General features: G+C 57.8%; 26 protein-coding genes and 1 pseudogene. 16 read left to right on the plus strand and 11 right to left on the minus strand.

The window, feature by feature from the left end:
• Positions 1–9 precede the first annotated feature (9 nt).
• The gene (locus FKG95_RS26940; protein WP_142899567.1) at positions 10–537 is read right to left on the minus strand and encodes a flagellar basal body-associated FliL family protein; all 528 of its coding nucleotides are present in this window, start codon (positions 535–537) and stop codon (positions 10–12) included.
• 304 nt (positions 538–841) lie between these two features.
• Here FKG95_RS26940 and flgF point away from each other — a divergent pair, with 304 nt between their 5' ends.
• Genes flgF through flgH form a run of 4 tightly spaced genes read left to right on the plus strand, consistent with a single transcriptional unit; the run spans position 842 to position 4,167 of the window.
• Positions 842–1,567, plus strand: coding sequence for a flagellar basal-body rod protein FlgF (flgF, locus tag FKG95_RS26945; RefSeq protein ID WP_142899568.1), 726 nt, complete (start codon positions 842–844; stop codon positions 1,565–1,567).
• Between the two features lie 18 nt (positions 1,568–1,585).
• Positions 1,586–2,371 (plus strand): flagellar basal-body rod protein FlgG, encoded by a 786-nt coding sequence (gene flgG, locus FKG95_RS26950; RefSeq protein WP_142899569.1) that lies wholly within the window; start codon positions 1,586–1,588, stop codon positions 2,369–2,371.
• A gap of 18 nt (positions 2,372–2,389) precedes the next feature.
• On the plus strand, positions 2,390–3,379 hold the full coding sequence (gene flgA, locus FKG95_RS26955) for a flagellar basal body P-ring formation chaperone FlgA (RefSeq protein WP_142899570.1): 990 nt from the start codon (positions 2,390–2,392) through the stop codon (positions 3,377–3,379).
• A 14-nt stretch (positions 3,380–3,393) separates the two neighbouring features.
• Positions 3,394–4,167, plus strand: coding sequence for a flagellar basal body L-ring protein FlgH (gene flgH, locus FKG95_RS26960; protein WP_142899571.1), 774 nt, complete (start codon positions 3,394–3,396; stop codon positions 4,165–4,167).
• A 116-nt stretch (positions 4,168–4,283) separates the two neighbouring features.
• Here flgH and dksA read toward each other — a convergent pair whose 3' ends face one another.
• Both dksA and FKG95_RS26970 read right to left on the minus strand, forming a co-directional pair.
• On the minus strand, positions 4,284–4,700 hold the full coding sequence (gene dksA, locus FKG95_RS26965) for an RNA polymerase-binding protein DksA (RefSeq protein ID WP_142899572.1): 417 nt from the start codon (positions 4,698–4,700) through the stop codon (positions 4,284–4,286).
• 202 nt (positions 4,701–4,902) lie between these two features.
• Positions 4,903–5,316, minus strand: coding sequence for a flagellar assembly protein FliX (locus tag FKG95_RS26970; RefSeq protein WP_142899573.1), 414 nt, complete (start codon positions 5,314–5,316; stop codon positions 4,903–4,905).
• Positions 5,317–5,592: 276 nt separating this feature from the next.
• Here FKG95_RS26970 and FKG95_RS26975 point away from each other — a divergent pair, with 276 nt between their 5' ends.
• From FKG95_RS26975 to fliW, 6 genes are all read left to right on the plus strand, one after another.
• A complete protein-coding gene (locus tag FKG95_RS26975) occupies positions 5,593–6,768 on the plus strand; it encodes a flagellar basal body P-ring protein FlgI (protein WP_142899574.1) in 1,176 nt (391 codons plus the stop codon).
• The gene (locus tag FKG95_RS26980; RefSeq protein WP_142899575.1) at positions 6,768–7,133 is read left to right on the plus strand and encodes a rod-binding protein; all 366 of its coding nucleotides are present in this window, start codon (positions 6,768–6,770) and stop codon (positions 7,131–7,133) included. Before FKG95_RS26975 ends, FKG95_RS26980 begins: the two co-directional genes overlap by 1 nt.
• Positions 7,133–7,645, plus strand: coding sequence for a hypothetical protein (locus tag FKG95_RS26985; RefSeq protein ID WP_142899576.1), 513 nt, complete (start codon positions 7,133–7,135; stop codon positions 7,643–7,645). Before FKG95_RS26980 ends, FKG95_RS26985 begins: the two co-directional genes overlap by 1 nt.
• A gap of 77 nt (positions 7,646–7,722) precedes the next feature.
• Entirely contained in the window at positions 7,723–9,603 is a 1,881-nt protein-coding gene (gene flgK, locus FKG95_RS26990) for a flagellar hook-associated protein FlgK (protein WP_142899577.1), read from the plus strand.
• A 10-nt stretch (positions 9,604–9,613) separates the two neighbouring features.
• A complete protein-coding gene (locus tag FKG95_RS26995; RefSeq protein WP_142899578.1) occupies positions 9,614–10,534 on the plus strand; it encodes a flagellin in 921 nt (306 codons plus the stop codon).
• Between the two features lie 91 nt (positions 10,535–10,625).
• A complete protein-coding gene (gene fliW, locus FKG95_RS27000; RefSeq protein WP_142899579.1) occupies positions 10,626–11,141 on the plus strand; it encodes a flagellar assembly protein FliW in 516 nt (171 codons plus the stop codon).
• Between the two features lie 201 nt (positions 11,142–11,342).
• Here the strand turns inward: fliW and fliS are convergent, their stop codons facing one another.
• The 3 genes from fliS to FKG95_RS27015 form a co-directional block, all read right to left on the minus strand.
• The gene (fliS, locus tag FKG95_RS27005; protein ID WP_142899580.1) at positions 11,343–11,783 is read right to left on the minus strand and encodes a flagellar export chaperone FliS; all 441 of its coding nucleotides are present in this window, start codon (positions 11,781–11,783) and stop codon (positions 11,343–11,345) included.
• Between the two features lie 22 nt (positions 11,784–11,805).
• Positions 11,806–13,545: a flagellar filament capping protein FliD gene (gene fliD / locus FKG95_RS27010; protein ID WP_142899581.1), complete on the minus strand. Its 1,740-nt coding sequence runs from the start codon at positions 13,543–13,545 to the stop codon at positions 11,806–11,808.
• A 65-nt stretch (positions 13,546–13,610) separates the two neighbouring features.
• Positions 13,611–13,997 carry a FlaG family protein gene (locus FKG95_RS27015; protein ID WP_142899582.1) on the minus strand — a complete coding sequence of 129 codons (387 nt, stop codon included), beginning with the start codon at positions 13,995–13,997 and terminating at the stop codon, positions 13,611–13,613.
• Between the two features lie 925 nt (positions 13,998–14,922).
• On the opposite strand from FKG95_RS27015, the gene FKG95_RS27020 reads away from it, so the two are divergent.
• From FKG95_RS27020 to FKG95_RS27040, 5 genes and pseudogenes are all read left to right on the plus strand, one after another.
• The gene (locus FKG95_RS27020) at positions 14,923–15,465 is read left to right on the plus strand and encodes a YHS domain-containing (seleno)protein (protein WP_218940388.1); all 543 of its coding nucleotides are present in this window, start codon (positions 14,923–14,925) and stop codon (positions 15,463–15,465) included.
• Positions 15,466–15,529: 64 nt separating this feature from the next.
• Positions 15,530–15,859 (plus strand): BufA1 family periplasmic bufferin-type metallophore, encoded by a 330-nt coding sequence (locus FKG95_RS27025; RefSeq protein ID WP_142899583.1) that lies wholly within the window; start codon positions 15,530–15,532, stop codon positions 15,857–15,859.
• A 120-nt stretch (positions 15,860–15,979) separates the two neighbouring features.
• A complete protein-coding gene (bufB, locus tag FKG95_RS27030) occupies positions 15,980–16,858 on the plus strand; it encodes an MNIO family bufferin maturase (RefSeq protein WP_142899584.1) in 879 nt (292 codons plus the stop codon).
• Positions 16,845–17,123: pseudogene (locus FKG95_RS30495) on the plus strand (HvfC/BufC N-terminal domain-containing protein); the annotation flags it as partial. The gene bufB and the pseudogene FKG95_RS30495, both read left to right, overlap by 14 nt.
• 522 nt (positions 17,124–17,645) lie before the next feature.
• Complete coding sequence (locus FKG95_RS27040) at positions 17,646–18,248, plus strand: DoxX family protein (protein ID WP_142899586.1); 603 nt, start codon at positions 17,646–17,648, stop codon at positions 18,246–18,248.
• Here the strand turns inward: FKG95_RS27040 and FKG95_RS27045 are convergent, their stop codons facing one another.
• Positions 18,249–19,082 (minus strand): class I SAM-dependent methyltransferase, encoded by an 834-nt coding sequence (locus tag FKG95_RS27045; protein ID WP_142899587.1) that lies wholly within the window; start codon positions 19,080–19,082, stop codon positions 18,249–18,251.
• 179 nt (positions 19,083–19,261) lie between these two features.
• On the opposite strand from FKG95_RS27045, the gene FKG95_RS27050 reads away from it, so the two are divergent.
• A complete protein-coding gene (locus tag FKG95_RS27050) occupies positions 19,262–20,104 on the plus strand; it encodes an AraC family transcriptional regulator (protein ID WP_246116915.1) in 843 nt (280 codons plus the stop codon).
• Positions 20,105–20,169: 65 nt separating this feature from the next.
• Here FKG95_RS27050 and FKG95_RS27055 read toward each other — a convergent pair whose 3' ends face one another.
• The 4 genes from FKG95_RS27055 to FKG95_RS27070 form a co-directional block, all read right to left on the minus strand.
• Entirely contained in the window at positions 20,170–21,240 is a 1,071-nt protein-coding gene (locus tag FKG95_RS27055) for a tartrate dehydrogenase (RefSeq protein ID WP_142899589.1), read from the minus strand.
• A complete protein-coding gene (locus FKG95_RS27060) occupies positions 21,237–22,121 on the minus strand; it encodes an alpha/beta fold hydrolase (RefSeq protein ID WP_142899590.1) in 885 nt (294 codons plus the stop codon). The genes FKG95_RS27055 and FKG95_RS27060 overlap by 4 nt, the downstream gene beginning before the upstream one ends.
• Positions 22,122–22,284: 163 nt before the next feature.
• Complete coding sequence (locus tag FKG95_RS27065; protein WP_142899591.1) at positions 22,285–22,824, minus strand: LysE family translocator; 540 nt, start codon at positions 22,822–22,824, stop codon at positions 22,285–22,287.
• Between the two features lie 4 nt (positions 22,825–22,828).
• Entirely contained in the window at positions 22,829–23,860 is a 1,032-nt protein-coding gene (locus tag FKG95_RS27070) for a glutathione S-transferase family protein (RefSeq protein ID WP_142899592.1), read from the minus strand.
• Positions 23,861–23,959: the final 99 nt, after the last annotated feature.

Here is a 23,959-nt window from a genome sequence, read left to right on the forward strand (position 1 = left end):
CGTCAACCGTCACTGCACAAGCATTTCTTTGAACAGCACATCCTGTATCACTGCAGGTCGCGCCGCCGCGTTCACCCGGAGCAGGAGTTCCTCACGGAGGCGCTGCAGACCGGCGGACCCCTGAAGATCCTCGATCCTCAGCTCGCGGAGATAGACCTGAAAATTGTCGCGGATTCTCGGCAGAACTGCTTCAATCGTGGCAACATCGGCCTCAGATTCCAGCTCCAGACTAACGGAGATTTTCAGGAAGTTGGCGCGGCGCTCACCGGAAGTCAGGTTGATCAGCATTTCCGGAAGGTCATAGAAAACAGCTGGTCCGACCGGAATTTCTTCCACCACCTCTTCAGCGGCTTCCTCTTCCTTTCCCAGGAAGGAGTCGGCAAGCCCCGAGAAATAAACGCCTGCGCCTCCGATACCCAATAGAAGGATCGGCAGAACGATAAACAGAACGAGCTTCTTCCCATTCATGCCACCCTTCTGGCGCGCTTCGACCTCAAACTCTTCGCCGACGTCTTCAGATACCGCTTGATCGGACATATACGCAGGACTCTTTGGTTTTCATAAACTTAACTGGCGGTAAGCCTACGCTCTGATGGTTAAAAAGTCGTTGAAATCGGGGCCCGCCGTAGAGAGAGCGTTAATCCTGCAAGCCGGGGCAAGAACTACCCGGCAAGCCCTGCCGCAAGGGCGAAGCCAGGCGTTGTCTCCCCACGCCAACCGGCTGTTTTCCGGGGTTTTTCATGAAGACTGCTTTTGGCACGGGTCGTGCAAAGACCAGTGCGATCATGTGTGACCGGTAACGCGCTGCTGGAAACACGAGCAAAAATTCGGACGGTCTGCGATGGAAAATACCGGTTACATAGCTCTCTCCCGCCAGTCGGTGCTGCGGCGCCAGATGGACATCATTGCCAATAACATGGCGAACATGACCACCCCGGCCTTCAAGGGCGAGGACATGATGTTTGTCGAGCATCTCAAAAAGACCGCCAACAACGATCGGGTCAGCCTGGTACAGGACCTTGCGCTCCTGCGGAACCTCAACGCCGGCCCCATGACCAAAACCGACAATCCGCTCGATCTTGCCATCAACGGAGACGGCTACTTCGTTGTCGAGACGCCCGACGGTGAACGCTACACCCGCAACGGCACCTTTCAGTTGAACCAGGACGGCCAGATCGTCACCACGCAGGGCGATCCCGTGCTGGGCATCGACGGCAACGCCATCACCATTCCGCCGAACGAACCGCACATCTCCATCACCCGAGACGGCAGCATTTCAGCCGGTGAGACACTAATCGGCCGCATTCAAATCGTCGGCTTCGAAAACGAGCAAGAGCTCGAAAAGCAATCGAACAGCCTTTTCGCTCGGGGAGAACAGGAGCCTCAGGTCGCCGAAGGCGCCGAGGTCGCCCAGGGCATGATCGAAGGCTCGAACGTCCAGGGCATCGTCGAGATGACGAAGATGATCACAACCGTCCGCAGCTATAGCTCCACAAGCAAACTCGTCGATCAGGAACACGAGCGCCAACGCCGGGCGATCCAGGTTCTGGCTTCGTCACAGCAGTAGAAGTAGAGGAATAAACTCATGAGATCATTGAACATTGGCGCTACGGGCATGCTGGCACAGCAGCTCAATGTCGAAGTCATCTCGAACAACATCGCGAACATGAACACCACCGGTTTCAAACGCCAGCGTGCAGAGTTCAACGATCTGCTCTATCAGAACCTGCGCCGGGTCGGTTCCACCTCGTCGGACACCGGCACGATTGTGCCGACGGGTGTTCAGGTTGGCCTGGGTGTCAAACCCGCCGCCGTTTACCGGATCACCGAACAGGGCAATATCTCCATCACCGACAATCCCCTGGACGTTGCGATCAATGGCGAGGGCTATTTCACCATCGAACTGCCGTCCGGTGAAACCGGCTACACCCGTGCGGGCGCGTTTCAGCTTTCTCCCGACGGCGACATCGTGACACCGGACGGCTACGTCATTCAGCCCGGCATCACGATCCCCATCAACGCGACATCGATCTCCATCAACGCCAGCGGCGAGGTCTCTGTCGATATTGATGGTCAGGTCGCGCCGCAGGTGGTTGGAAACATCGAGCTGGCCACCTTCCCCAACCCCGCCGGCCTGGATGCGATCGGAGACAATATGTTCCTGCAAACCGCGGCCTCGGGTCAGGCAAGCGTGGCCACTCCGACTTCGACCGGAACCGGCTCCCTTCTTCAAGGAGCTCTGGAGACCTCGAACGTCAATGTTGTTGCCGAGATCACCAACCTGATCACCGCGCAGCGTGCTTACGAGATGAACTCGAAGGTCATCCAGTCCTCCGACGAGATGATGCAAAGCGTCTCCAACCTTCGCTAAGTTAAGAGGAGTTTGATCATGCGCAGGATCTCGCTGGCCGGCCTGGTGTTTCTGGCTCTCGGCCTTCTTGCACCGCTCGCCGCGGCCGAAAGCAAGGGAAGTAATACCCCGGAAACCGGCGATGGCATCATCACCCTGAACCGCGACGTGGTCGTCGAGGGTGACATCGTCAGGCTGGGCGATATCTTCAGCGGACTGGGCGAAAAATCAGAGACTGCGATTGCCCGCACCCCGGCACTGGGCAAAAAGGTCCCCGTCGGTGTGCGCTGGCTGACCGCGGTGGCACAGAAGTACGCCCTGCCCTGGCGCGCGAACTCGCGCCTCGACAAAGCGATCATTCAGCGCGCGGTCACCATCATACCACCGCAGCAAATCAAGGCCCGTGTCGAGGAAGCCCTGTTTGACGAGGGCATGCAGCAAAACGCAATGCTGGAATTCGACACCCCGTCGGTTCAGTTGCTCCTGCCGCGCGAACAGGGCGACGGTGTTGCGGTCACGAACCTATCCTTCGACGCCACAAGCGGGCGCTTTACCGCTCAGGTCGCGGCGCCGGCCGAGGGCGTTCCAGTGGCCAAAGCGACCCTGCGCGGACGTGCGATCCGGGTTGTCGACGTGCCGGTCCTGCGCCGCCGTATAGACGCGGGAGAAGTTATCCGCACTGACGACCTGGATTGGATCAGCCACCGCGCCGACCGTCTGATGCGCAACGCGCTCATGGACAGCGACTCGATCGTCGGCAAAAGCGCCCGGCGCCCGATCGGCGCGGGTGTGGTGATCAAGGCAAGTGAGCTTCGGACACCCCAGGTTATCACCAAGAACAGCCTGGTCACCATACGTCTGGAAACCGAGCGGATGGTCCTTACCGCGCAGGGCCGCGCCCTGGAAGCCGGCACCATGGGCGAGGCCATCCAGGTCATGAACACGAAATCCAACAGCATTATCTCTGCGGAAGTCGTTGGCCGGGGTACCGTCCGAGCCGCCCTTACCAACAACGTCGTCATTAATTGAAGGAGGGATTGAGAATGTCCAAGCATCACAATCCAACTCTGTCGCTGTTCAAAAAAGCGCTCGCCGTCTCCCTGGTCGGTGTCAGCCTCAGCGCCTGCAACATGATCAACCGGCTCTCGGAAGTCGGCAGCGCTCCCGCTCTTTCGACCATCGAAAACCCGGCCAGTATCGCCTCGGGCGTAGAGGAGATCAGCCTGCCGATGCCTGCACCTGTCGAGGTCGAGCGCTCGCCGAGCTCTCTCTGGCGGCCTGGATCGCGGGCCTTCCTGAAGGATCAGCGGGCCACTGAAGTCGGTGACATCCTCACGGTGATCATCGAAATCAATGATTCGGCAGCGATCTCGAACAGAACCAACCGCAGCCGGACCAATGCCGAAGACGCGTCAGCGACATCCTTTCTGGGCTACGAAGCCAGCCTGGCAAGTATTCTGCCCTCTGCTGTGGACGCTACCGACCTGGTCGATCTGGACAGTACCAGCAGTTCTGAAGGGGCCGGCGCCGTCGCCCGCGACGAATCGATTAATCTGCGTGTCGCCGCTCTGGTCACCCAGGTGCTCCCCAATGGAAATCTGGTGGTTGCCGGACGTCAGGAAGTGCGAGTCAACTACGAAGTTCGCGAACTGCAGGTCGCCGGTTTGATCCGCCCCGAGGACATTACCTCCACCAACCAGATCAATTATGACCAGATCGCCGAGGCCCGCATTGCCTATGGCGGCCGTGGCCAGATCTCCGATGTCCAGCAGCCACGCTACGGTCAACAGGTCTTCGACATCATCTGGCCGTTCTGAGCCTAACCGCCACAAAAGCTCCGAAAGTCGAAAAAAAAAAGCTGGCCGCTCACTTAGGCGGCCAGCCTTGCATTCAAATCACGCAGGCGAAGCAAATGTGCCTGCTTTGATGAGCGTCAGTCGTCCCGATGTGTCCGTTCCAGACGCTCATGCAGTTCCTGAGCTTCGATCGAGAGGGTCGCAATCGGCCGGGCTTCCAGACGGCCCAGACTGATGGGTTCGCCGGTTTCCTCACAATATCCGAAGTTACCTGTCTCGATTCGCTCAAGCGCTTCATCGATCTTGGCGATGAGCTTGCGTTCCCGGTCCCGTGTTCTGAGCTCAAGCGCCCGATCCGTCTCGGTCGAGGCCCGATCCGCAACATCGGCTTCCGGAACGTTATCCTGTTGCAAATTCTGCAGGGTTTCACTGGATTCCCTGAGAAGTTCGTCTTTCCAACTCAACAGCTTCTGCCGGAAATACTCCAGCATAAGCGGATTCATAAAACTCTCGTCATCAGCAGGACGATAGTCGTGCGGCAATGGTATCGTCATTCCTGGTCCCACACATGGTCAAATTGCAGCGCCGCGGAGTATATGAAATTTGCTGCCCGCGACAAGCTTCTGAAGCAACTTCGGTGCGGAATAACGGACATTTGTCCAAATTCCGCCCATTGAGGTCCCGAAGTGGCGGTTAAACAGACTCAAATGTTCATGGTACGTTCATGTTTTCCGTCTGTGAACGACGCGCGCCGGCTTATTGGCCGAGTTTAGCCAGCTCGACTGCGGCCCGAAGCTCGATCTCACTCAAGATCTCTCTGAGTCGCGGATCGGCGGTCGCGGCGGTTTCGCGATTGACCAGAGTCGACAAGCGCTCCAGCTCGCTGACCGAGACGCGCCCCAGCAAAAGCCCCATCCGCAACTGATCCAGACGGTCCAGAAGGTCTTCGCCGCGTTGCTGCGCCTTTGCACGGCCCGTCGTGGGGTCGTCCACTTCCTGAAGCGCAACCAGGGCGTCAAGTGCGCCCAAAGGCGCTGCACTCTCGAGCCCCGCCGGAGCGGACTTCCCGGAGCCGAGTGCCTGCGCGAAGCCGCCTGCTTTTGCGGACCCGCTGCGCTCGCTGCGTTTTGTCGCTGACGTCCTCGGAGAGGATACGTGACCTATTTTCATTGCTTACCGCTCGATCAAATACCACTGCCAAGCTGACCTTTTATCGTTAAGAAGCAGTTAACTTATTGTGTTAATGGGGAAATTTTTACCCGCCCGCTGGTCACGAATTACCGGTGGAGTGAAAAACAGGTAGGCCTGAGCCGGGCACACCGGGCGGAAGCCAGCGGGTTTCCTGAGAAAAGCAGCCACTTCAGTTTTTGGCATGAGATTCGCATGGGGTCAGACGTCCGGCCCCACTGCATCGGCCAGGACATGAACCAGAACCGAGAGATTTGAATGTTTCAGCAGGTCCAGAAATTCTACAGCGGCACGATCGCAACAGCAGCGAAAACAGCCCGGCTGACGGCCAAACGGCTTGTCGTCTCGGTATTGCTTCTCTGCATCGCCGGTCCCGCCGCCGCTCAGATGCAGCATCGGATCAAGGATATTGCTGACTTCGAGGGCATCCGGGAAAACATGCTGGTTGGCTACGGCCTGGTCGTGGGCCTGAATGGAACGGGCGATGATCTGGGGAGTGCGGTCTTCACCCGCGAGAGCCTGATTGGCATGCTTGAGCGCCTGGGGGTGAACGCCCGGGATGCGGCCTTGGATACCGATAACGTTGCTGCGGTCATGATTACCGCGGACCTTCCACCCTTCTCCCGCCAGGGCACCCGTCTCGATGTGACCGTATCGGCAATCGGGGATTCAGAGAGTCTGCTCGGTGGAACTCTGCTGGTCACTCCCTTGCTGGCTGCAGACGGCGAAGTCTACGCCGTCGCCCAGGGTGCTGTGGCAATTGCCGGTTTCTCCGCAGGCGGTAACGCTGAGACGATCACACGCGGCGTGCCCACCGTGGGACGGATCGCCAACGGCGCCATCATCGAGCGGGAACTGGATTTCGAACTGAGCAAGCTGCGCAGCGTCAAGGTCGCGCTCCGCAACCCTGATCTCACCACAGCACGGCGGATTGCAAGCACGATCAACACTTTCCTGAAGGCCCCGGCCGCGCGCTCACTCGATCCGGCGACGGTTCAGGTGGCCGTCCCCGACAGCTACGACGGCGACGCGGTCGCCATGCTGACGGATATCGAACAACTCCGGGTGACGACGGATCAGGTTGCACGGGTGCTGATTGACGAGCGCTCGGGTGTCATTGTCATGGGCGAAAACGTCCGGATCAGCACCGTTGCCATCGCCCAGGGGAACCTGACCATCAGAGTCACGGAAACGCCCCAGGTCAGTCAGCCGAACGCCTTTGCCAACACCGGCGATACCGAAGTGGTCGACCGCACCACCATCGAAGTCGACGAAGACGCAGACCGCCGCCTGGCCGTCCTGCCCTCGGGGATCAGTCTTCAGGAGATGGTCAACGGGTTGAATGCGCTGGGTGTCGGTCCACGGGACATGATTACGATCCTGCAGTCGATCAAAGCCGCCGGCGCACTGCAGGCTGAAATCGAGGTGATGTAATGGACAACCTGAACCAGTACAACGCCCTCTTTTCCAACGCTGCGGGTAACGCCAGCGTCCAAAAAGCCGCTGCCGACGTCCGCAACCTAAGCAACGCCACTCAAAGCAAAGGCGGACCCTCCGAGCAGAAAATCGCCTACGCCAAACAGGCAGCCGAGGACTTCGAAGCGGTGTTTCTGGCGCAGATGCTGGGCCCGATCTTTGACAGCCTTGAAACCGAAGGTCCGTTTGGCGGTGGTCCCGGTGAGAAGATCTTCCGTTCCATGCTGGTTCAGGAATACGGCAAATCGATTGCCAAGTCCGGTGGTATCGGCATCTCCGACGCCGTCCAGCGTGAGATTCTCCAACTTCAAGAGGTCGCATAGTGATGCAAGCCGCAATCCCCCATATCACAGATGCTCAAATTGCAGACGCCCAGATCACCGATGTTCGCCAGGACTATTCCGAGGTTCCTCACGACAAAAACTCGATCCATTCGGTCATTAACGTTGTGCGTGACCTGACGAGCCTTATGAGCCGGGAGATCGAACTGCTACGCGCGATGCAGATCCAGGAGTTCGGTGTCCTGCAGGGCCAGAAGCTGGAACTGATCAGCGCCTATGAGGATGAGACCGCCGCACTGCGTGAGGACAAATTCGCGACGGAGCGCCTCGACGAGAGACTGCGCGAAGAACTGCGGGACGTCGTCGGCCGCATGACCGAGACGATGCGCGAGAACGAAGCAGCGATCCGGGCGGCTCAGACAACCAACGAAAAGCTGGTGAAAGTCATCACAACTGCCGTCCAGACCGCACAAAACAGTCATATCGGTTATTCCAAGCAGGGCAGGCAGGAGGCAACCGGTGCGGTATCCCTTCGGGTCAATCAAGAACTCTGACCTCCTTTAGGGCTTTGCGCCAACCAGAAGCCTTCTCTCCTCTGACGATGATCAGAAACAACTAAGAGCTCCGTCAAATGTCACTGAACCTCGCACTGAATAACGCGCTCAGCGGACTGCAGGTCAACCAGTCGGCCCTGACGGTCATCTCGAACAACATTGCGAACGTCAATACACCCGAGTATTCGCGCAAAGTTCTTCAACAGCAGACCCGTACACTGGCCAATATCGGTGCAGGTGTTGAGGTCTCCGGCATCAATCGTCAGGTCAACGAATTCCTGCAGCGCGACCTGATCGCCAACACCACGGTTCTCGGCTACGCCAACGTCACCACTGAGTATTTGAACAGAACACAAACCCTGTTCGGCTCGGTCGGCGACAACAACGCATTGGGCAACTCGCTCACCGCACTCGCAACAGCGTTTGAAGATGTTGCCGTCAGTCCGGAAATTTCTGCTCATCAGTTCACCGCGGTCAATCAGGCGATTTCTGTCGCGCAGCGTTTCAACCAGATGCAAGAGAACATCGAGGATATGCGGTTGCAGGCCGACATCGAAATCAACAATGCGGTCACAATCATCAACCAGCAGCTGGAAATTATTGCCGAGATCAACTCGAAAATGCCGCAAGCCCTCTCCCTGGAGCAGCCCACCGGTGACCTGGAGGACGCGCGTGATGCCGCCTTGAAGAAGGTCGCCGATTACATGGACGTCCAGCATTTCGTCAACACAGACGGTGAGATGACGGTCCTGACGGGCGGCGGGTCACAGATTGTCAGCGGCCCGAACGCTAGCGTGTTGGAGCACAGCCAGTCGACGCTCATCACGGCAACACAGAGCTATCCAACAAATCTAAGCGGTGTGCATCTCAATGCCGGCGGTGTTCTGACCCCTGCCAATGATATTACCAGCCAGATCTTGTCGGGACGCCTCAACGCCCTCTTCGAGATGCGTGATGTCACCCTGCCCTCGCTGACCGCCCAGATCGACCAGCTAGCTGCCAGCACGCGGGATCAGCTCAATCGCGCTCATAACCGCGGCGCCAACACGCCTTTTGGTCAAGGCACCGGTGCTGCAGATCCTGCCGCCATGCTGGGCACGAGAGCCTTCACAAATACCGCCCAAGCCCTCACGCTGGGCAGTGATGTGACCATGGTGATCCTGGACGCGGACGGCAACGCCGTGGGCGCGCCGGGTACCATTTCAGCCGGCGCAACGACACCGGACGCGATCCGCAACGACATCGACACCTTCTTAGGCGGTCTCGGTTCAGCCCAGTGGACCGCCGACAACCAGATGGAAATCAAGCTGGCGCCAGGCCATCGGCTGGCCTTTCTCGACAACGGTCCCGCAACAGAGGCCGGTGATGCCCAGATCGATTTCGATGCCGATGGAGATGCGACGCCCGATACCTTCTTCGGCCTCTCCAATTTCTTCGGGCTTAACAATCTCTATGAAACGCCTCAGCTTGCCGGCGGGGTTACGGCGATGGAGCTGCAAGGCGACCAGACCGGTATCTCAAGAACCATCAGAGTGCGCAGCGATCTGGTGGACAGTCCCGAATTCCTGTCGCGCGGCCGGATCTCCGGGACGTCACCCGACCTGGTTCTGGGTAACGGAAACAATGAAGTTGCGCAGGAAATCGCGGACATATTCGGCGAGAATTTTGTCTTCGCAAGTATTGCGAACGGCCCCCCGGGTTTGACCACATCCCTCTCGGGTTATGCGGGTACGATTCTTTCCTACAATTCCGCCATCACTTCAGCGGCTGAATCCGATGCCGAGTACCAGACTTTCCTGCACCAGGACATCACGACACGGGTCCTTTCGGAATCGGGTGTGAACGTGGATGAGGAACTGTCGAACATGGTCATTTTTCAAAATGCCTATCAGGCCTCGGCAAGGATCGTTCAGACCGCCAATGAAATGTTCGACACACTTCTAAGCCTCGGCAACTAAGGAACGCATTATGTTTAGGGTTGCAAACTACGCCCAGCACCAGCTCACGCTCTCCTACACGCTCTCGACTCAATCGGATGCGGCGCGTACGCAGATTCAGATCGCGAGCGGTAAGGTGGCACAGCAGTACTCCGAGATCCCGCGCGACGCCAATCAACTGGTCAGTCTCGAGCGCGACATCCAGATGACCGAGAAGTTCACGCAGAACATCGACCAGGTCATCGCCCGTCTGAACATCATGGAAAGCTCGATCGCAACCATGGTGACCCGGGCCACGGAAGTACTGGGCATTATGAGCCAGGGGCTCAGCGGTTCGAACATCGATGACCTGCCGCTCGAGTCTTTCTCGGCAACATTTTTGGAAGAAGCAGCCGCGCTCATCAACACCGAGCACGAAGGGCGCCATCTTTTCGCCGGGTCGCTGACCGACGCACCGCCGGTCGACCTCAATGACCCTGCCTACACACCGGCGGCCGGTCTACCGGGCGTCTTTACGGCCGATTTCGACTATTACAATGGCGATCAGACGCAGCTCTCCGTGCGCGCCGACGAGGCCTTTGAAACGGATTACGGCATTACCGGGGACAACCCGGCCTTCGAAGAAATGCTGCGTGCCCTCGCCTATATGGATTACGCCGGGGCCAACCTCGACACCGATGTGCTTGAAGAAGCCTACACGCTCATGAAATCAGCCGTCGACGGCCTCGCAGATCTTCGCGGTCAGATCGGCGCAAACTCTCTGGTGCTCGAAAAGACCAAGGAAGGCCACGAGAATTTCAAGACCTATGCCGAGAATATCGTATCGGGATTGGAAGACACTGATATCGCAGCTGCAACGACCCAGCTCTCCATGGACGAGCTCACCTTGCAAGGTTCGTATCTCACACTTTCGCGGCTTTCGTCATTAACTCTGATTAACTTCCTGAACTAGAGCATGCTCTAGCAATTTGGCAATAAAACAAAAGCACTAGCGAACACCTTTCCTTAACCACGACCGTCTAATCTAGTGAGCACAACAAGACATGAATGCCTTTTCGCAAGCCGTTTACTCTGAGGAGCCAAGTATTTTGGTAGGCATGGCAAACTCTTCGTCCATGACTGGCGACGCCGATCTCGTCACTGTCGAATCGCGCTTCGGCGTGTTCGAGTTCGACCGCAATCTCTGCATCACGATGCCCAAAGGTCTCTTGGGCTTCAGCGATTACCGGGATTTCGGAATCACGGCGATTCCAAATGAAAAACTGGCCCCTCTCCTGCTCCTGCAATCGATTGAGACAGCCGAACTTACATTTGTGGTTCGCCCTTACGACGCGAGCATGAAACTGATCGAAGAGCAAGACATTGCCGCAGCCTTCGACACGCTCTCCATCGATCCGAAAGGTGGGGCTACCCTGCTGCTCACAACCTTCCACCGCACCCCGGAAGGTCTCAAACAGTCTGTGAACCTGCGTGCTCCGCTTTTGATCGACTCAGCTTCAAGGCAGGCCTGGCAGCATATCTTTCGCAACGATCGCTACGACGTACGCCATATGCTCTGAACGGGCCGCGCCTTGCGTCTTCTGTTCGCACAGCGTCCCGCGAGGGACAGATGGTGCGACTTTCGCTCAACACCACTCTCACAAGAAAACCGCCGCTCTCTCGGGCGGCGTTTTTAATGTCGGAACGATGGCGTATCGATCGCGAACCCGAGCACCCGAGGGACACGCGGATCACAAATGAGGGTAAGATCGCCCTGCGGATTAAGCGGAAAGCCCGATGCTGCCGCCGGCTTCCTGAATCGCATCTGCGACCGAAACCTGAGAGCCGTTCGGCTTGGTTGCGAGTTCGTGCCAGCTCTTGCGAACGTTGCTCAAGCTTCGGACGACCTCATCGCAGATCTCGATCGAATTTGAAGAATTGATGTCCTGAAACCGCCTGAACATCGTATCGTAAAACTGGCTCAGCATAGGCGAGATATCCCCGCCCTTCTCAAAATCCAGATTGGCCTGCAAGCCGAGGAGAATCTGCGAAGCCTTTTTTGTGGCGTTGAAGCGGTCCTCGATCCGATCCTCTTCGATCGCCATCCTGGCGGCGTTAACTGATCGGATCATGCCATCATAGAGCATAACAACTGCCTGCAAGGGCGACACGGTATTCGAGGCCGCGGCGTAGGCAGAGTTTGCCTGCGAATGATAGCTCATACTCTCACACCTCCCTGGCGTGTTATCTATCCTGCTGGATAAAGGCTTTTAACTGATTGGTCTGATTCTCGGCGAAGGCAACGGCCTGTTCCATCTTGGAAAATTTGTCCATCAGGAACGCACGGTATGTGACCATGCGGGTTTCGATTTTCGCAATCTCAGCCGTATAGTCTTCTTTCTGAGCACCCAGATTGCTGATGTCCTCAGCGATGATGCCACCATTGGGCTTAGCGTAAGCGTCGGCCGTCTGATAGATCTTTTCCGCGAATCCCAAACTGGTCGAGATCTGGATCGATTCCGGGCCGGCCGAGGCTGCTCCGGAATATGCCAGGGTCATGCCCGCGAAGGCTGTGCCTTCCTTGCCGATCAAGCGCGCGCCGTCGATATCGAACACGTTGCCGAAACCGGTCACACTGACTCCCGTCGGAACGCCACTGGCATCGGTGCCATCAATGTTGAGCTCGAAATCGCCGACCGAGATTGCGCTCGAGCGGGCGATGACGGCAACATTGGGAGAATCAGCGGTAAAGCCGTATTCAAAGAGATCTCTGACTTCGCCCAGATTACTGACCAACGCAGAATCGAAGACGGCGCTATCGATCGTCAGATAGTTATTGCTGTCGAGCTCGATGCCGATATCGCGCAGGGTCGACAATGCGCCAGCGGGGAGATTGTCGGTAAAACCGGATATGTTGTTCCCAAGTGCGCCGTCGAGGCTGCGCAGGGTGTTGTCACCGAACAGTATGGAGTCTGCAGAGACTTCACCGTCGGTCGAAACCTGCTGCTGAGAGAGCGAAAAGGCGCGCAATTCGTTGTAGGCCGTCACAAAATCCGTGATGCGTTGACTGACGGCCGTCAGGTCCTGATCGACTTCAACCTGAACTATGGTGCCTGGTTCTGCCTTATAGACATCAATGGTCAAACCGGTAATCGCATCGCTGATTTCGTTCGTATCCCGCGTGATGGGATCCGCAATACCGTCGATTTTGATTTCTGAAGGCCGGGGCTCCTCGATGACGTTATCAAAGGTGGCTCCATTATCAGCTGAAATTCCGAGGGTATTAAGGAGTGCGTTGCCGCCGGCGGCACTCATGGTAATGGTCTTGTTGGTTTCTTCGGCCGTCATGACAATCCGGAAATCGCCGTCGGCAATCTTCAACGCGGATGCCCGGATACCTGTGGTGTCTGACTGGGAATTGATAGCCGCCACAAGGCTATCAAGGTTCATATCTGCGGTGACATTGATATCCACCGTGTCGCCGCCGTCGAGACCGATCGTCAGCGTGTCCGCGACACCGATGCCCGTTGTATTATCCGCGAGCGTTCCACCAGTGATCTTATGGGCTGCCGCGATATTGATAATCTCGAATTCGTAGATGCCTGCGACAGCGGTGTTCGCTGCTGTGACGCCCATGAGATCGGTCGCGGGCGATGGTGTGCCGGTTCCACCGGGACCAAGGCTACTGGTCAGGAAGGCTGATTTCTGCTCAAACACATTGGCGAGCGCACCGTTCAGACCAGGCGGGTTTCGGAGGCCGTCTGCAGCAACCCGCAGGTTTTCGACCAGGGCCTGTAAATTCGAATAAGCTGCCGACTTGATGTCGCTCTCTTCGATCCTCTGGTTCAGCCGGACAATCGGAAAGCTCTTGGCCTGGACCAGAGCATCAACGACGGCCGCCGTATCGAGACCTGAGAATGAACCGCTCAGAACGGGTCTGCCGTTCGACAGCGATAGTGAGCCTTGCGTGCCTGCGAGTGCCATAACCTACTCCTTTACGGCGTAACTATCCCTCTAAATCCCTAAAATTCGTTAAATTTTTGAAGATTCTACGCCTTCGTCTCGATCACACGGTCAATTGCCGGTTGCGAGGACGACGTGGGATAGGCCCGCAACATGTTTTCCGTCGGAAACTCCAGAATCACATCGCCCCGCTTCTGGTCGAAGATCTGCACGACCAAGCGACCGGACTCGGAATCACGATAAGTGGCAAGTCCGGAAACCTTTGACACGAGCGGCGCTGCCGGCTGGGAAGCAGGCTGCTTGGCAGCGGAATCTGCGACCGCCGCGGCTTTCGACGCACCGCCACTTTCAGCGCGCGCGTCCGCCGTGCCGGCCGCCGGTTGCGCGGCTGCAATTTTGGGAACCGCCGCCGGTGCAACAGACGCGGGAGCGGTATTTTTCTGACCCGTCGGGTTTATTGAGGTGTCGACCATTTTCACGACATCCTTCACTGGGTTAAAAAACAGAAGGGGCAGGCTGGTTAAGCTTGACCGGCCCCTCAACCATCTATTGAAGAATTCGCAGGGATAGCCGCGGCATCTGGTTGGCCCGGGCTAAAGCCGAGGCGGAAACCCGCACAATTTGCGTGCCGCTGGCAGGTATACCAGCGGAAGATGACGCCGTAGCGGCAGTGTGACTTATGGGTTGTTTGGCCGCGTCAACGGCGACACGTGCAGCAACTACAGGCATGCTAAAATCCTTCTACTTGAAGCTAGAAACCCCTCCGTCCTGGAGAGGCCCTAATGAGATCACCTACTTGGTCACCTCAGCGCCATAGCTTTGCTTGCAAGCTTATGACTCCAGGTTGGCCGTCGCAAATTTGATGCCAAAAAATGCTTTGTCTGGGAAAATAATTTTTGCTTTTGTTTCAGCGCTTTAGACGTACACGTATTTGATGTGGGCAGAATCTGCCGGGTTGAGCTAGGAATTTTTTGCCTCTCACCCGCAAAAACCGGCAAATTTTTCCCAGCAAACTTCCACCAATTGCGCTTAATTTCAAGCTTAATACAGTAGATATACAGGGTCAAATTCATTATTTTTACAATAAGTTAATTAAAATATTGTATTTATTTACGTTTTATTTAAAAATTCTACAGACTACGATCTGCAACAGTTATGAGCCACGAGAAGCCGTCGAAAAAACGTCGCAATCCCTGTGATAGTGAATAAAAACCAAGCGGGATCGGTTTTTTCTGTCACCGCACCTCTCATCACAGCAAACCCACGGTTTTGTGAACAGATTTAAGCGCTGTCTTCACGGCTATGTGTCCGCCACGTGCGTTGACCCGTGTTAAGGATGTCGCCAAGTCTGCACCACAAGTTATTATCAATTACGGCTCTAACTTTCTGGAGGATTACATGTTTCGTTCCCTGATGCTTTCGTCCGCCTTTGCTGTCATGGCAGCAGGTTCCGCATTCGCCGGAGAGCAATACGTCGATGAGTCGAAATACGCGTTGAGCGGTTACGATCCGGTCGCCTACTTCTCCCTTGAGCAGGCTCCTGTCGGCCAGAAACAGCCTGAGGCAATTCCGGGTAAAGCCAGCATCACCGCGGACTACAACGGTTCGAAGTGGGCCTTCTCGTCCGAGGAGAACCGCGATAAATTCCTGGCGGACCCCGCCAAGTACGCACCCCAGTTCGACGGCCACTGTGCATATGGTATCGCGCAAGGCGGTAAGGTTCCGGGCAACCCGAACCTCTGGCGCATTGTCGACGGCAAGCTGTTCCTGAATATCACACCAAACGTTGTTGGTTTCTGGGAGGAAGACATCAAAGGCCACATCTCCTCCGCCGGCACCAAGTGGACCACACTTGAAGGTCAGGAAGCTTCCTCCAAGAGCTGGAAATCGATCAGCGCCAACGACGGAACCTATTCGACGACTGCCCCAAAAGGCAGCTAAGCCCGACAAGCAAGTAAGCTTGAGTCACCCCTTTCTTCCACTAACAGAAAACGGATGAAGTGAAATGAGTGCAAAAACCAAAGTCATGACGTCAACCATGGTCGCAGGCGCGGTTGCGGTTGCCCTCTCCGCCTCGATCTCCGCACCCGCTGCTGCCGCAGGCAAAGAGAAATGCTACGGCATTTCGCTCGCGGGCCAGAACGACTGTGCTGCGGGTCCGGGCACGACCTGCGCAGGGACCTCGACCATCGACTATCAGGGCAACGCCTGGACACTGGTCCCCAAGGGTGATTGCGTGAAGTACGGTGTCGAGTCGCAGGAAGCCAAGTTTGAACTTCCCGGTGAGCGCCAGGGTTCTCTCGAGGCCCTCAAGCGCGATCTGCCGACCGGCTGATCCCGGGGCACGGCTGAAACAGGCCTGAGATACAGGCCTGAAAACCAGGAGAGAGGGCCGGTGATTTACCGGTCCTCTTCCCTCCCCCTCTCACCACAGCTCTCTCTTCGGAGGACCACGATGGATACTCCGGCCAAGACATCTTCTGCCGTTCCCCCACGCGCGGGGGTCGGACTGAAAGCTGCCCACTACACCCCAATTCTGGAGCAGCATCCCGATATCGGCTGGTTTGAAATTCATGCGGAAAATTACATGGGTGCCGGCGGTCCGCCGCACCGTTATCTCGAGGCGATCCGACGGGACTATCCTCTCTCCCTGCACGGTGTCGGCCTGTCGATCGGCGCTGACAAACCGCTTGACCAGGATCACCTGATCCGTCTGAAGCGCCTGAACGAGCGTTATCAACCCGGCCTTTTCAGCGAGCATCTGGCCTGGTCGACCCACGACGAATTTTTTTTCAATGATCTGCTGCCCGTGCCCTATACGCAGGAAGCCCTGGCACGCTGCGCGGATCACATCGACCAGGTCCAGGAGACACTGGGCAGGCAAATGCTGCTCGAAAACCCATCGACTTATGTCACCTTTGAAGACAGCAGCATGAGCGAGATCGAATTCCTGCGCAGCCTCTCGGAACGGACCGGCTGCGGGCTGCTTCTCGACGTGAACAACGTTTTTGTTTCGGCCACCAATCACGGCTATTCTCCAGAAGACTACCTGGATGCATTCCCGATTGAGCGGGTCGGCGAAATCCACCTCGGCGGCCACGCCAGGGACCAGGACGATGCAGGCGCGCCCCTGCTGATAGATGCGCATGACCGTGCCGTCGCTGATCCGGTTTGGATGCTCTATGCGCGTGTGATTGGGCGCAGCGGCAACCTGCCGACCCTTATCGAGTGGGACAATGAGCTTCCAAGCTGGCAGGAGCTCTTTGCCGAGGCGCAGGCCGCGGACGCGATCCTGTTGCAGGATCCGCCGGAGCAGCAACATGTCGCTCGCTGAACTTCAATCGGGCTTTATCGCCAGCCTGCGCACGCCGTCGGCGGCAGCACCGGAGTCACTGGCCGCGCCCGCCGGGATGCGGCCGAACAGACGCTTCAACGTCTACCGCAACAATGTCGTTGTCAGCCTGATTGAAGCCTTAAGAAGCAGCTTCCCGGTCGTCGAACGTCTGGTCGGCGAAGAGTTCTTTAAAGCGACCGCGCGCGCCTATATCGATCATGAACCGCCGCGCTCGCCGCTGATGTTTCAATACGGCGAAACCTTCGGCAGTTTCCTCGACGCCTTTCCACCGGCTGCCTCCGTCCCCTATCTCGGCGATGTCGCGAGGCTCGAATTCGCCCGGCTGACGGCATATCACGCGCAAGACCGCGCTGCGATTGCACTCACGCATCTCTCGACCCTGCCTCCCGAGCAGCTTGGCGGGGCAGAATTTCAGCTTCATCCATCGCTGACCCTGCTGACGTCGCGCTGGCCGGTCTTCTCGCTCTGGGCCGCCAGCTCGGAACAACAGTCTGCTCAGGATGTAAACCTGGACACGGGCGAAGACGTCATCGTGATCCGGCCGGAATACGACGTCGATGTCCGCTGCCTGCCGTCAGGCGGTTACGGCTTCCTGAGAGCTCTGCAAGGTGGCGCCTCTCTGGGTGAAGCCGCCGAACAGGCAACGCAAACCACGGAAAACTTTAATCTCGCCCATCATCTTGAGGGGCTTTTCGGTCTCGGCGCGGTGTGCGCCGTCGAACTTCGCAACAGCAAACAATAAAACCGCACGGAAGGATCCCGCGCCATGATTTCCCGACTTGCCGGAACGTACAATCTCGTTTTCGAGAAGGTCCAAAGCACCCTTGAAGACTGGTTTCTGGGTCTTGCCGCCCGCTTCGTGTTCGCGGGCGTCCTCTTTGTCTATCTCTTCAACTCCGCGCTGACGAAAGTTGGAGACGGCGTCTTCGGCTTTTTCACGATTACGGACAACGCCTACTTCCAGATTCTCCCCTCGGTGGTTGAACGCTTTGACTATGACGCATCGCAGGTGCCCTTCTTTCCCTACGACATCATCGTCGCGGCGGGGACCTACAGCGAGTTCATTCTGCCGATCCTGATCGTAGTGGGACTTTTCACCCGCCTGGCAGCCCTGGGCATGATCGGGTTCGTCGCCGTGCAGAGCTTCGTGGATATTGCTTTTCATGGCGTCGACGAGAAAACCACCGGCGCACTTTTCGATCGTTTCTCCGACTCGGTCATCGTCGACCAGCGCAGCCTTTGGGTCTTTCTGCTGATCTACCTCGTCATTCGCGGGCCGGGCCTGCTCTCTCTGGATACGCTTTGGACCCGCAAAGTCTCGAAAGCCCAGAACGACCGCCACGCCGAGGATACGGCGCCCGCCGGTTAATCAAGGCGCTTTTCGTGCGATAATCTCGATGGGCGCGACGCGATTGGCGATAATATTGGCAACCAGATTGCCAAGCTTTTCGCTGGTCCTCTCACCCATCACAAGATGAAGACTGAGAGGCGGCGGCCCACCAGCGGCGGCCGCCTTTGCTTTTTGCCTTTCGAAAAAGGACAGCGCGAAGTCCCGGCGATTGCGCTCGGTCGTCACGGTAAACCCCGCCGCCTGCAAGGCAGTCTTGTATGCTTCCGCGCTGCGCACAAAGCTGGTTTCAGCGAGCGAGGACCAGGGAACTGGGAAAATCAAATCTCCGGGACCGATGCGCATGACATCGAAAATCCCGAAACAGCCGCCCGGGCGCAACAGCCGGTGGATCTCGGAACAGAGTCCCGCTTTATCCTCGATGTTCATCCCGACATGCATCATGTAGGCATGATCAAAGCTCGCATCTGCCAGGGGCATATCAAGCGCGCTGCATTGCCGAAGAGAGACCTTGTCCGCCAGCCCTGTCCAATCGCACAGAACCCGGCCGGCTTCGATATACTCCGCAGTCAGATCGATACCGGTGACAAGGCAGTCGTAGTGGTCCGCCACGAAGCGCGCGGGTCCGCCAAGGCCGCATCCGATGTCGAGAAGCCGCTGACCAGCCGCAAGCCCCATCTGGTCGAGAAACGCAATCGAAGCCTGCCGGCCTCCGATGTGAAATTCGTCAACAGCGGCGAGATCGTCGAGCGTCACGCTCTCGGGTGTTTTTCCCAGGATCTCAATTCCACGCTCAATGGAACCCAGCAAGTCGCCGTGGTCGTAGTGCCGGGTAAGCGCGTCACGGTCAGTCATGGCCGGAATCCTGATGGAAACTTAAGAGCTTGCCGGGCATGATATTGCCGCCCACAACTTCCTGCAACGGGCCTTGCCGCAACGGACCTTAAGCCACAGTTTCAAGTCCGCAAGATTTGTCAAATCGACTTGTGGTTATGTCCCTTCCGCACGTTGAGAGACTGAAGACAGGAGATCCCGTGGCATCACGAGGCAACTACGAAGAGCGGCTCGACCGCGTTATCGCCTATATCTACGATCACCTCGACGAGGAGATCGACCTCCAGAAACTGGCCGATGTCGCCTGTATGTCGCCTTATCACTGGCACCGCGTTTATCACGCCGTAAAGGGCGAGACAGTCACGGCAACGGTGAAGCGCCTGCGTTTGCATCGCTCGGTGGGCTATCTGGTCTACAGTGATATGCCGATTGAGGAGATTGCGCAGCGCAGCGGCTATCCGAACCTTCAGTCCTTCACGCGCATTTTCAAAGCCGTTTACGGCATGCCGCCGGCCCAGTACCGGAAAAACGGCAGCCACGCACGGTTTACCAATGCAACGCCGGAAAGGACTGATGCCATGTACGACATCGAACTCAAAACCGTCCCCGACATGAGGGCCGCAACCATCAAACACACCGGATCCTACATGGAGGTCGGCAAGGCCTTCGAGAGCGTCTTCAGCTGGTTGGTCTCGAACGATCTGATGAACGACACCCAGCGGATGGTCGGCATCTACTACGATGACCCCAGCGCGGTTCCGGAGGCCGAGCTGCGCTCACGCGCAGGCGCGGTTCTCGCCTCGAAACCAGAGCTCCCGGCTCCGCTTGAATACACGGATATCAAAGGCGGTGAGTATGCCGTGCTGCGCCACAAAGGGCCTTACGCGGGCATATCCGCAGCCTACAACTGGTTTTACGGGACCTGGTTGACCCAGTCAGGCCGGGAAGCCGCCGACATACCAGGTTTCGAGGATTATCTTAACAGTCCCCAGGACACGGCGCCTACCGATCTTCTCACGGATATCTACATGCCGTTGAAGTAGTCTGCTGAGAGCCTGGCAGCGAACAAACGCGAGAGCAGTCTGTGCCCATCCCTGCACAGACTGTTTTAGCGCTCAATGTGTTTGAGGATCGCTGCGCCGCAGACCTTGGTATTCGCGGTACCACCGAGATCCTTCGTGCGGGATGCAGGGTCAGAGAGAACGGCTTCCATTGCCGTCTCCAGGGTCTGCGCAGCGTCCTTCTCGCCCAGGTGATCGAGCATCATCGCGGCGGTCCAGACAGCGGCCACAGGATTGGCGATCCCCTGTCCGGCAATATCCGGTGCCGAACCATGAACCGGTTCGAACATGGAGGGATAGACGCCCTCCGGATTGATGTTGGCCGCCGGCGCAATACCGATGGACCCTGCTACCGCAGGTCCCAAGTCCGACAGAATATCCCCGAAGAGGTTGGAGCCGACCACCACGTCGAACCAGTCCGGGTGCTGGACGAAATGGGCGGTCAGGATGTCGATGTGGAACTGCGCCGTTTCCACTTCAGGATACTTTTTCGAGACTTCGGCAAATCGCTCGTCCCAGAAAGGCATTGTGTGTACGATGCCGTTGGATTTGGTCGCGGAGGTCACGTGCTTACGCTTGCGGTTCTGCGCCAGCCTGAAGGCATAATCCATGATCCGGTCCGTGCCGCGGCGGGTGAAGACCGCCTGCTGTGAGACCATCTCCTGCTCCGTGCCGCTGTAGATCCGCCCGCCGATTTCGGAGTACTCGCCCTCGACATTTTCACGCACGACGATGAAGTCGATATCCTCAGGGCCGCGTCCGGCAAGAGGCGAACTCACACCTTTCAGCAGCCGCACCGGTCGCACGTTGGCGTAGAGATCCAATTCCCGGCGCAGAGGGATCAGCAAACCCCAGAGGGAAACATGATCCGGCACCCCCGGCCAGCCGACGGCGCCGAGATAAATCGCGTCGAAAGCCTTCATGGTCTCCACGCCATCCTCGGGCATCATTCTGCCGGTCTCGGCATATCGCTCGCAGGACCAGTCGAACTCCGTCCATTCGATGGAGAAACCGTGCTTCGCCGCCGCCGCATCCGCGGCTCTCTGGCCGACCGGAATGACTTCCGTGCCGATCCCGTCGCCGGGAATTGAGGCAATTTTGTAAAGTGCTTTTGTCACAGCGTTTGGTCCTCGGAAAAGAAGTCGATGAAGTTTTTGGCCACGAGATCGGGGAGTTCTTCAGCAAGATAATGCCCGCCGGGCAGCGCGTGACCGCGCACATCCTCTGCCCGCAGACGCCAAAGCTCGAGGCAGTCGAAGTGCGCCTCGATTGCGCCCGTCTTGCCCCAGAGCGCAAGGAGCGGACAGGACAGTTTGCGCTCGCCGTCGGCGTCGTCGTGGGCGATGTCGATCGCCGCAGCCGCACGGTAATCCTCGCAGGATGCGCGAATGACCTCCGGGTCAGCAAAGGCCTCAAGGTAAGCTTCCAGGGCCTTTTCACTGAAGGGCGTCAGCCCGGCTGAGCCCGAGCCACACTTCTTGAGCCAGAAGGCCCTGGGGTCCGCTTCGATCATCCTCTCGGGAAAGGGTGCCTTCTGGATCAGAAAGAACCAGTGCCAGTAAGCCCGCGCGAAGCCGTCGCTCGTATTGGCGTACATCTCCCGCGTCGGTGCGATATCCAAAACCGCCAGGCGCGCGACCCGCTCAGGCCAATCCAGCGCCATGCGGTGTGCTACCCGCGCGCCCCGGTCATGAGCGCCGACAAAAAAGCGTTCGAAGCCGAGCTCCTGCATGACCGTGGTCATATCGCTGGCCATGGCCCGCTTTGAGTAACTTGCATGATCGGCAACGCTGGGCGGTTTCGAAGAAGCGCCATAACCGCGCAGGTCCGCCGCCACGACCGTGAAGTGTTCGGCCAGTGCCGGCGCGACCTTGTGCCAGAGGGCGTGGGTCTGCGGATAGCCGTGGAGTAGAAGAAGCGCCGGCCCCTGCCCGCCTTTCACGCCATGGATTGTCGCACCATCGCCTTCGATATCGAAAGAAGTAAAGTTATCGAACATGCCTTGTTGTTAAGACACGACGACGTCCAGGTCCAATCTTACTTGATAAATGAGCGCCTCCCGGATCACTTCCTGGGCCCTTGATCACTTCATGCACTCCGGGTCAAACAAAGAGCATGATGGCGGAGACAACCAACAGGCCTCCCATGAGACGATCGAACCATTACTTCCGCCTCGGCTCAGCAAGGAAGCGGGTCAGTCCCATACCCATGAATGCCCAGAGCATCAGGCAGCCGCCGGGAACGACCAGAAACAAAAACGCCAGCGCGGCAAGGTCAGCACTTGCCGACAGTCCCCCGGATACCGCCGCCGTTGCGGTGAGGACCAGCACCCAGCTCTTCGGATTGAGAAACTGGAACAGGACCATTCCGCCAAAGGACGTAAAGGCCACACACGTTGGAGCCCGTCCCTCTCGCGTCGTGGCGAAGCTGCGCCAAATCACCTGCAATCCGAGCCAGCAGAGATAGCCTGCGCCCGCGAAGGTCAGGAGTATCTGCAAGCGCGGGTCTTGCGTGATCAAGGCCCCAACACCGAGCCAGATAACCAGCAGCAGGAGTTGCGTCCCGGCAACGACCCCCATAATCGCAGGCGCCGCGGCCCGCCATCCGCCGGAATGTGCGCGTTCCAGAACGATGAAATTGTTGGGGCCGGGTGTGATCACGGCAACGGTGATCAAACCGGCGATGGCAAGGTACGCGTCCATCCCCTCAAGCTTCGCCGATAGGCTGCAGCGTAACCGGGTCGACAGTCACGAGATCCCCGTTGCGCAGGGTAAGCTGCGCAGGCCATTGGACGTCACGGCCATGGGGTTCGAACCAATCGATCTCCGGCGCGACAGGGATAACACCGAAGGGATTGCCGTCCCCATCGTTCAGAAAATAGCCTTCACGGATAGCCCGAAAGTTCGTCATCTCAGCGACGCCGCGCCAGCCATAGAGATCACGGGTGTAAGCCCAGAGATTGGAATAATCGGCCAAACACTTGCGGCTGCAGCGGAAGTAACTGTGATAGACATGATCGAACCGCAGAAGAGCCGGGAGAAGACGCAGATCCGCTTCTGTCAAAACCGCGCCAAAAAGATAGCGCCGCGCCGCCAGGCGCTGCTCCAGTTCCGCCAGGATCGAGAAGACCTCTTCAACCGCCGCTTCATAGTGATCCTGGCGCCGAGCAAGCCCGGCCCGGTAGACGGCATTGGAGAACTCAGTCTGCAGACGGTCATTGAACGCATCGATCTCGGGGGTCAACCCGGGCGGCAGCAGTGTAAAGTCCAAGCCACCCGGTTCGCCTGACACCGAGTCCAAAAGCCGCATGATCCTGGCGGACTCGTTGCTCACAATGCGCTGCCCGACAGAGTCCCAGAGCACCGGAACCGTCGAGCGGCCGGTATAGCCCGGATCGGCAAGACGGTAGAGCTCATGCATGTGAATGATTTCCTGGTCGCTGCCCGGCACCCGCCAGGGCGCGCCGCCGTTCACGGCATAGCCCTCGATCCTGGGTCCATGGGCAATCTGCATCGGCAACACCCCTTCCAGCCCTTTGAAGCTTCGAAGCAGGATGGTGCGGTGCGACCAAGGGCAACTCTGCGATGCAATAAGATGATAACGACCCGGCTCCTCGCGGATCGATCGGGCCAAATCTTTACCAAGGGGTACATCGAACAGACTGGCCCTCCGCTCAAAGCCTCCGTTCTCATAGATCCGGTCTTCCTGGACCCACTGGCCGTCAATCACCATTCCCATCGCTGATTTACCTCGCCTTCTTGATACCGCGTGAAGACTAGCGATCTTCCTGCGAATCCACTGTTCTCAAATCCGGTATTTTTGGTCTAATATTCCGAC

This window comes from Denitrobaculum tricleocarpae (genome assembly GCF_007004665.1).
GTDB classification, from domain to species: domain Bacteria; phylum Pseudomonadota; class Alphaproteobacteria; order Kiloniellales; family Kiloniellaceae; genus Denitrobaculum; species Denitrobaculum tricleocarpae.

What these genes read in the sequence shown, in the direction of transcription:
- FKG95_RS27015 (WP_142899582.1), bottom strand. Translation starts at nt 13,997, where the DNA reads ATGGTCGACACCTCAATAAACCCGACGGGTCAGAAAAATACCGCTCCC.
- FKG95_RS27065 (WP_142899591.1), bottom strand. Translation starts at nt 22,824, where the DNA reads ATGGACGCGTACCTTGCCATCGCCGGTTTGATCACCGTTGCCGTGATC.
- FKG95_RS27070 (WP_142899592.1), bottom strand. Translation starts at nt 23,860, where the DNA reads ATGGGAATGGTGATTGACGGCCAGTGGGTCCAGGAAGACCGGATCTAT.
- fliW (WP_142899579.1), top strand. Translation starts at nt 10,626, where the DNA reads ATGAATGCCTTTTCGCAAGCCGTTTACTCTGAGGAGCCAAGTATTTTG.
- FKG95_RS26940 (WP_142899567.1), bottom strand. Translation starts at nt 537, where the DNA reads ATGTCCGATCAAGCGGTATCTGAAGACGTCGGCGAAGAGTTTGAGGTC.
- FKG95_RS27060 (WP_142899590.1), bottom strand. Translation starts at nt 22,121, where the DNA reads ATGTTCGATAACTTTACTTCTTTCGATATCGAAGGCGATGGTGCGACA.
- FKG95_RS27020 (WP_218940388.1), top strand. Translation starts at nt 14,923, where the DNA reads ATGTTTCGTTCCCTGATGCTTTCGTCCGCCTTTGCTGTCATGGCAGCA.
- dksA (WP_142899572.1), bottom strand. Translation starts at nt 4,700, where the DNA reads ATGACGATACCATTGCCGCACGACTATCGTCCTGCTGATGACGAGAGT.
- FKG95_RS26975 (WP_142899574.1), top strand. Translation starts at nt 5,593, where the DNA reads ATGTTTCAGCAGGTCCAGAAATTCTACAGCGGCACGATCGCAACAGCA.
- flgF (WP_142899568.1), top strand. Translation starts at nt 842, where the DNA reads ATGGAAAATACCGGTTACATAGCTCTCTCCCGCCAGTCGGTGCTGCGG.
- FKG95_RS26995 (WP_142899578.1), top strand. Translation starts at nt 9,614, where the DNA reads ATGTTTAGGGTTGCAAACTACGCCCAGCACCAGCTCACGCTCTCCTAC.
- flgH (WP_142899571.1), top strand. Translation starts at nt 3,394, where the DNA reads ATGTCCAAGCATCACAATCCAACTCTGTCGCTGTTCAAAAAAGCGCTC.
- FKG95_RS27045 (WP_142899587.1), bottom strand. Translation starts at nt 19,082, where the DNA reads ATGACTGACCGTGACGCGCTTACCCGGCACTACGACCACGGCGACTTG.
- FKG95_RS26980 (WP_142899575.1), top strand. Translation starts at nt 6,768, where the DNA reads ATGGACAACCTGAACCAGTACAACGCCCTCTTTTCCAACGCTGCGGGT.
- flgG (WP_142899569.1), top strand. Translation starts at nt 1,586, where the DNA reads ATGAGATCATTGAACATTGGCGCTACGGGCATGCTGGCACAGCAGCTC.
- FKG95_RS27040 (WP_142899586.1), top strand. Translation starts at nt 17,646, where the DNA reads ATGATTTCCCGACTTGCCGGAACGTACAATCTCGTTTTCGAGAAGGTC.
- fliS (WP_142899580.1), bottom strand. Translation starts at nt 11,783, where the DNA reads ATGAGCTATCATTCGCAGGCAAACTCTGCCTACGCCGCGGCCTCGAAT.
- flgK (WP_142899577.1), top strand. Translation starts at nt 7,723, where the DNA reads ATGTCACTGAACCTCGCACTGAATAACGCGCTCAGCGGACTGCAGGTC.
- FKG95_RS27025 (WP_142899583.1), top strand. Translation starts at nt 15,530, where the DNA reads ATGAGTGCAAAAACCAAAGTCATGACGTCAACCATGGTCGCAGGCGCG.
- bufB (WP_142899584.1), top strand. Translation starts at nt 15,980, where the DNA reads ATGGATACTCCGGCCAAGACATCTTCTGCCGTTCCCCCACGCGCGGGG.
- FKG95_RS26970 (WP_142899573.1), bottom strand. Translation starts at nt 5,316, where the DNA reads ATGAAAATAGGTCACGTATCCTCTCCGAGGACGTCAGCGACAAAACGC.
- fliD (WP_142899581.1), bottom strand. Translation starts at nt 13,545, where the DNA reads ATGGCACTCGCAGGCACGCAAGGCTCACTATCGCTGTCGAACGGCAGA.
- flgA (WP_142899570.1), top strand. Translation starts at nt 2,390, where the DNA reads ATGCGCAGGATCTCGCTGGCCGGCCTGGTGTTTCTGGCTCTCGGCCTT.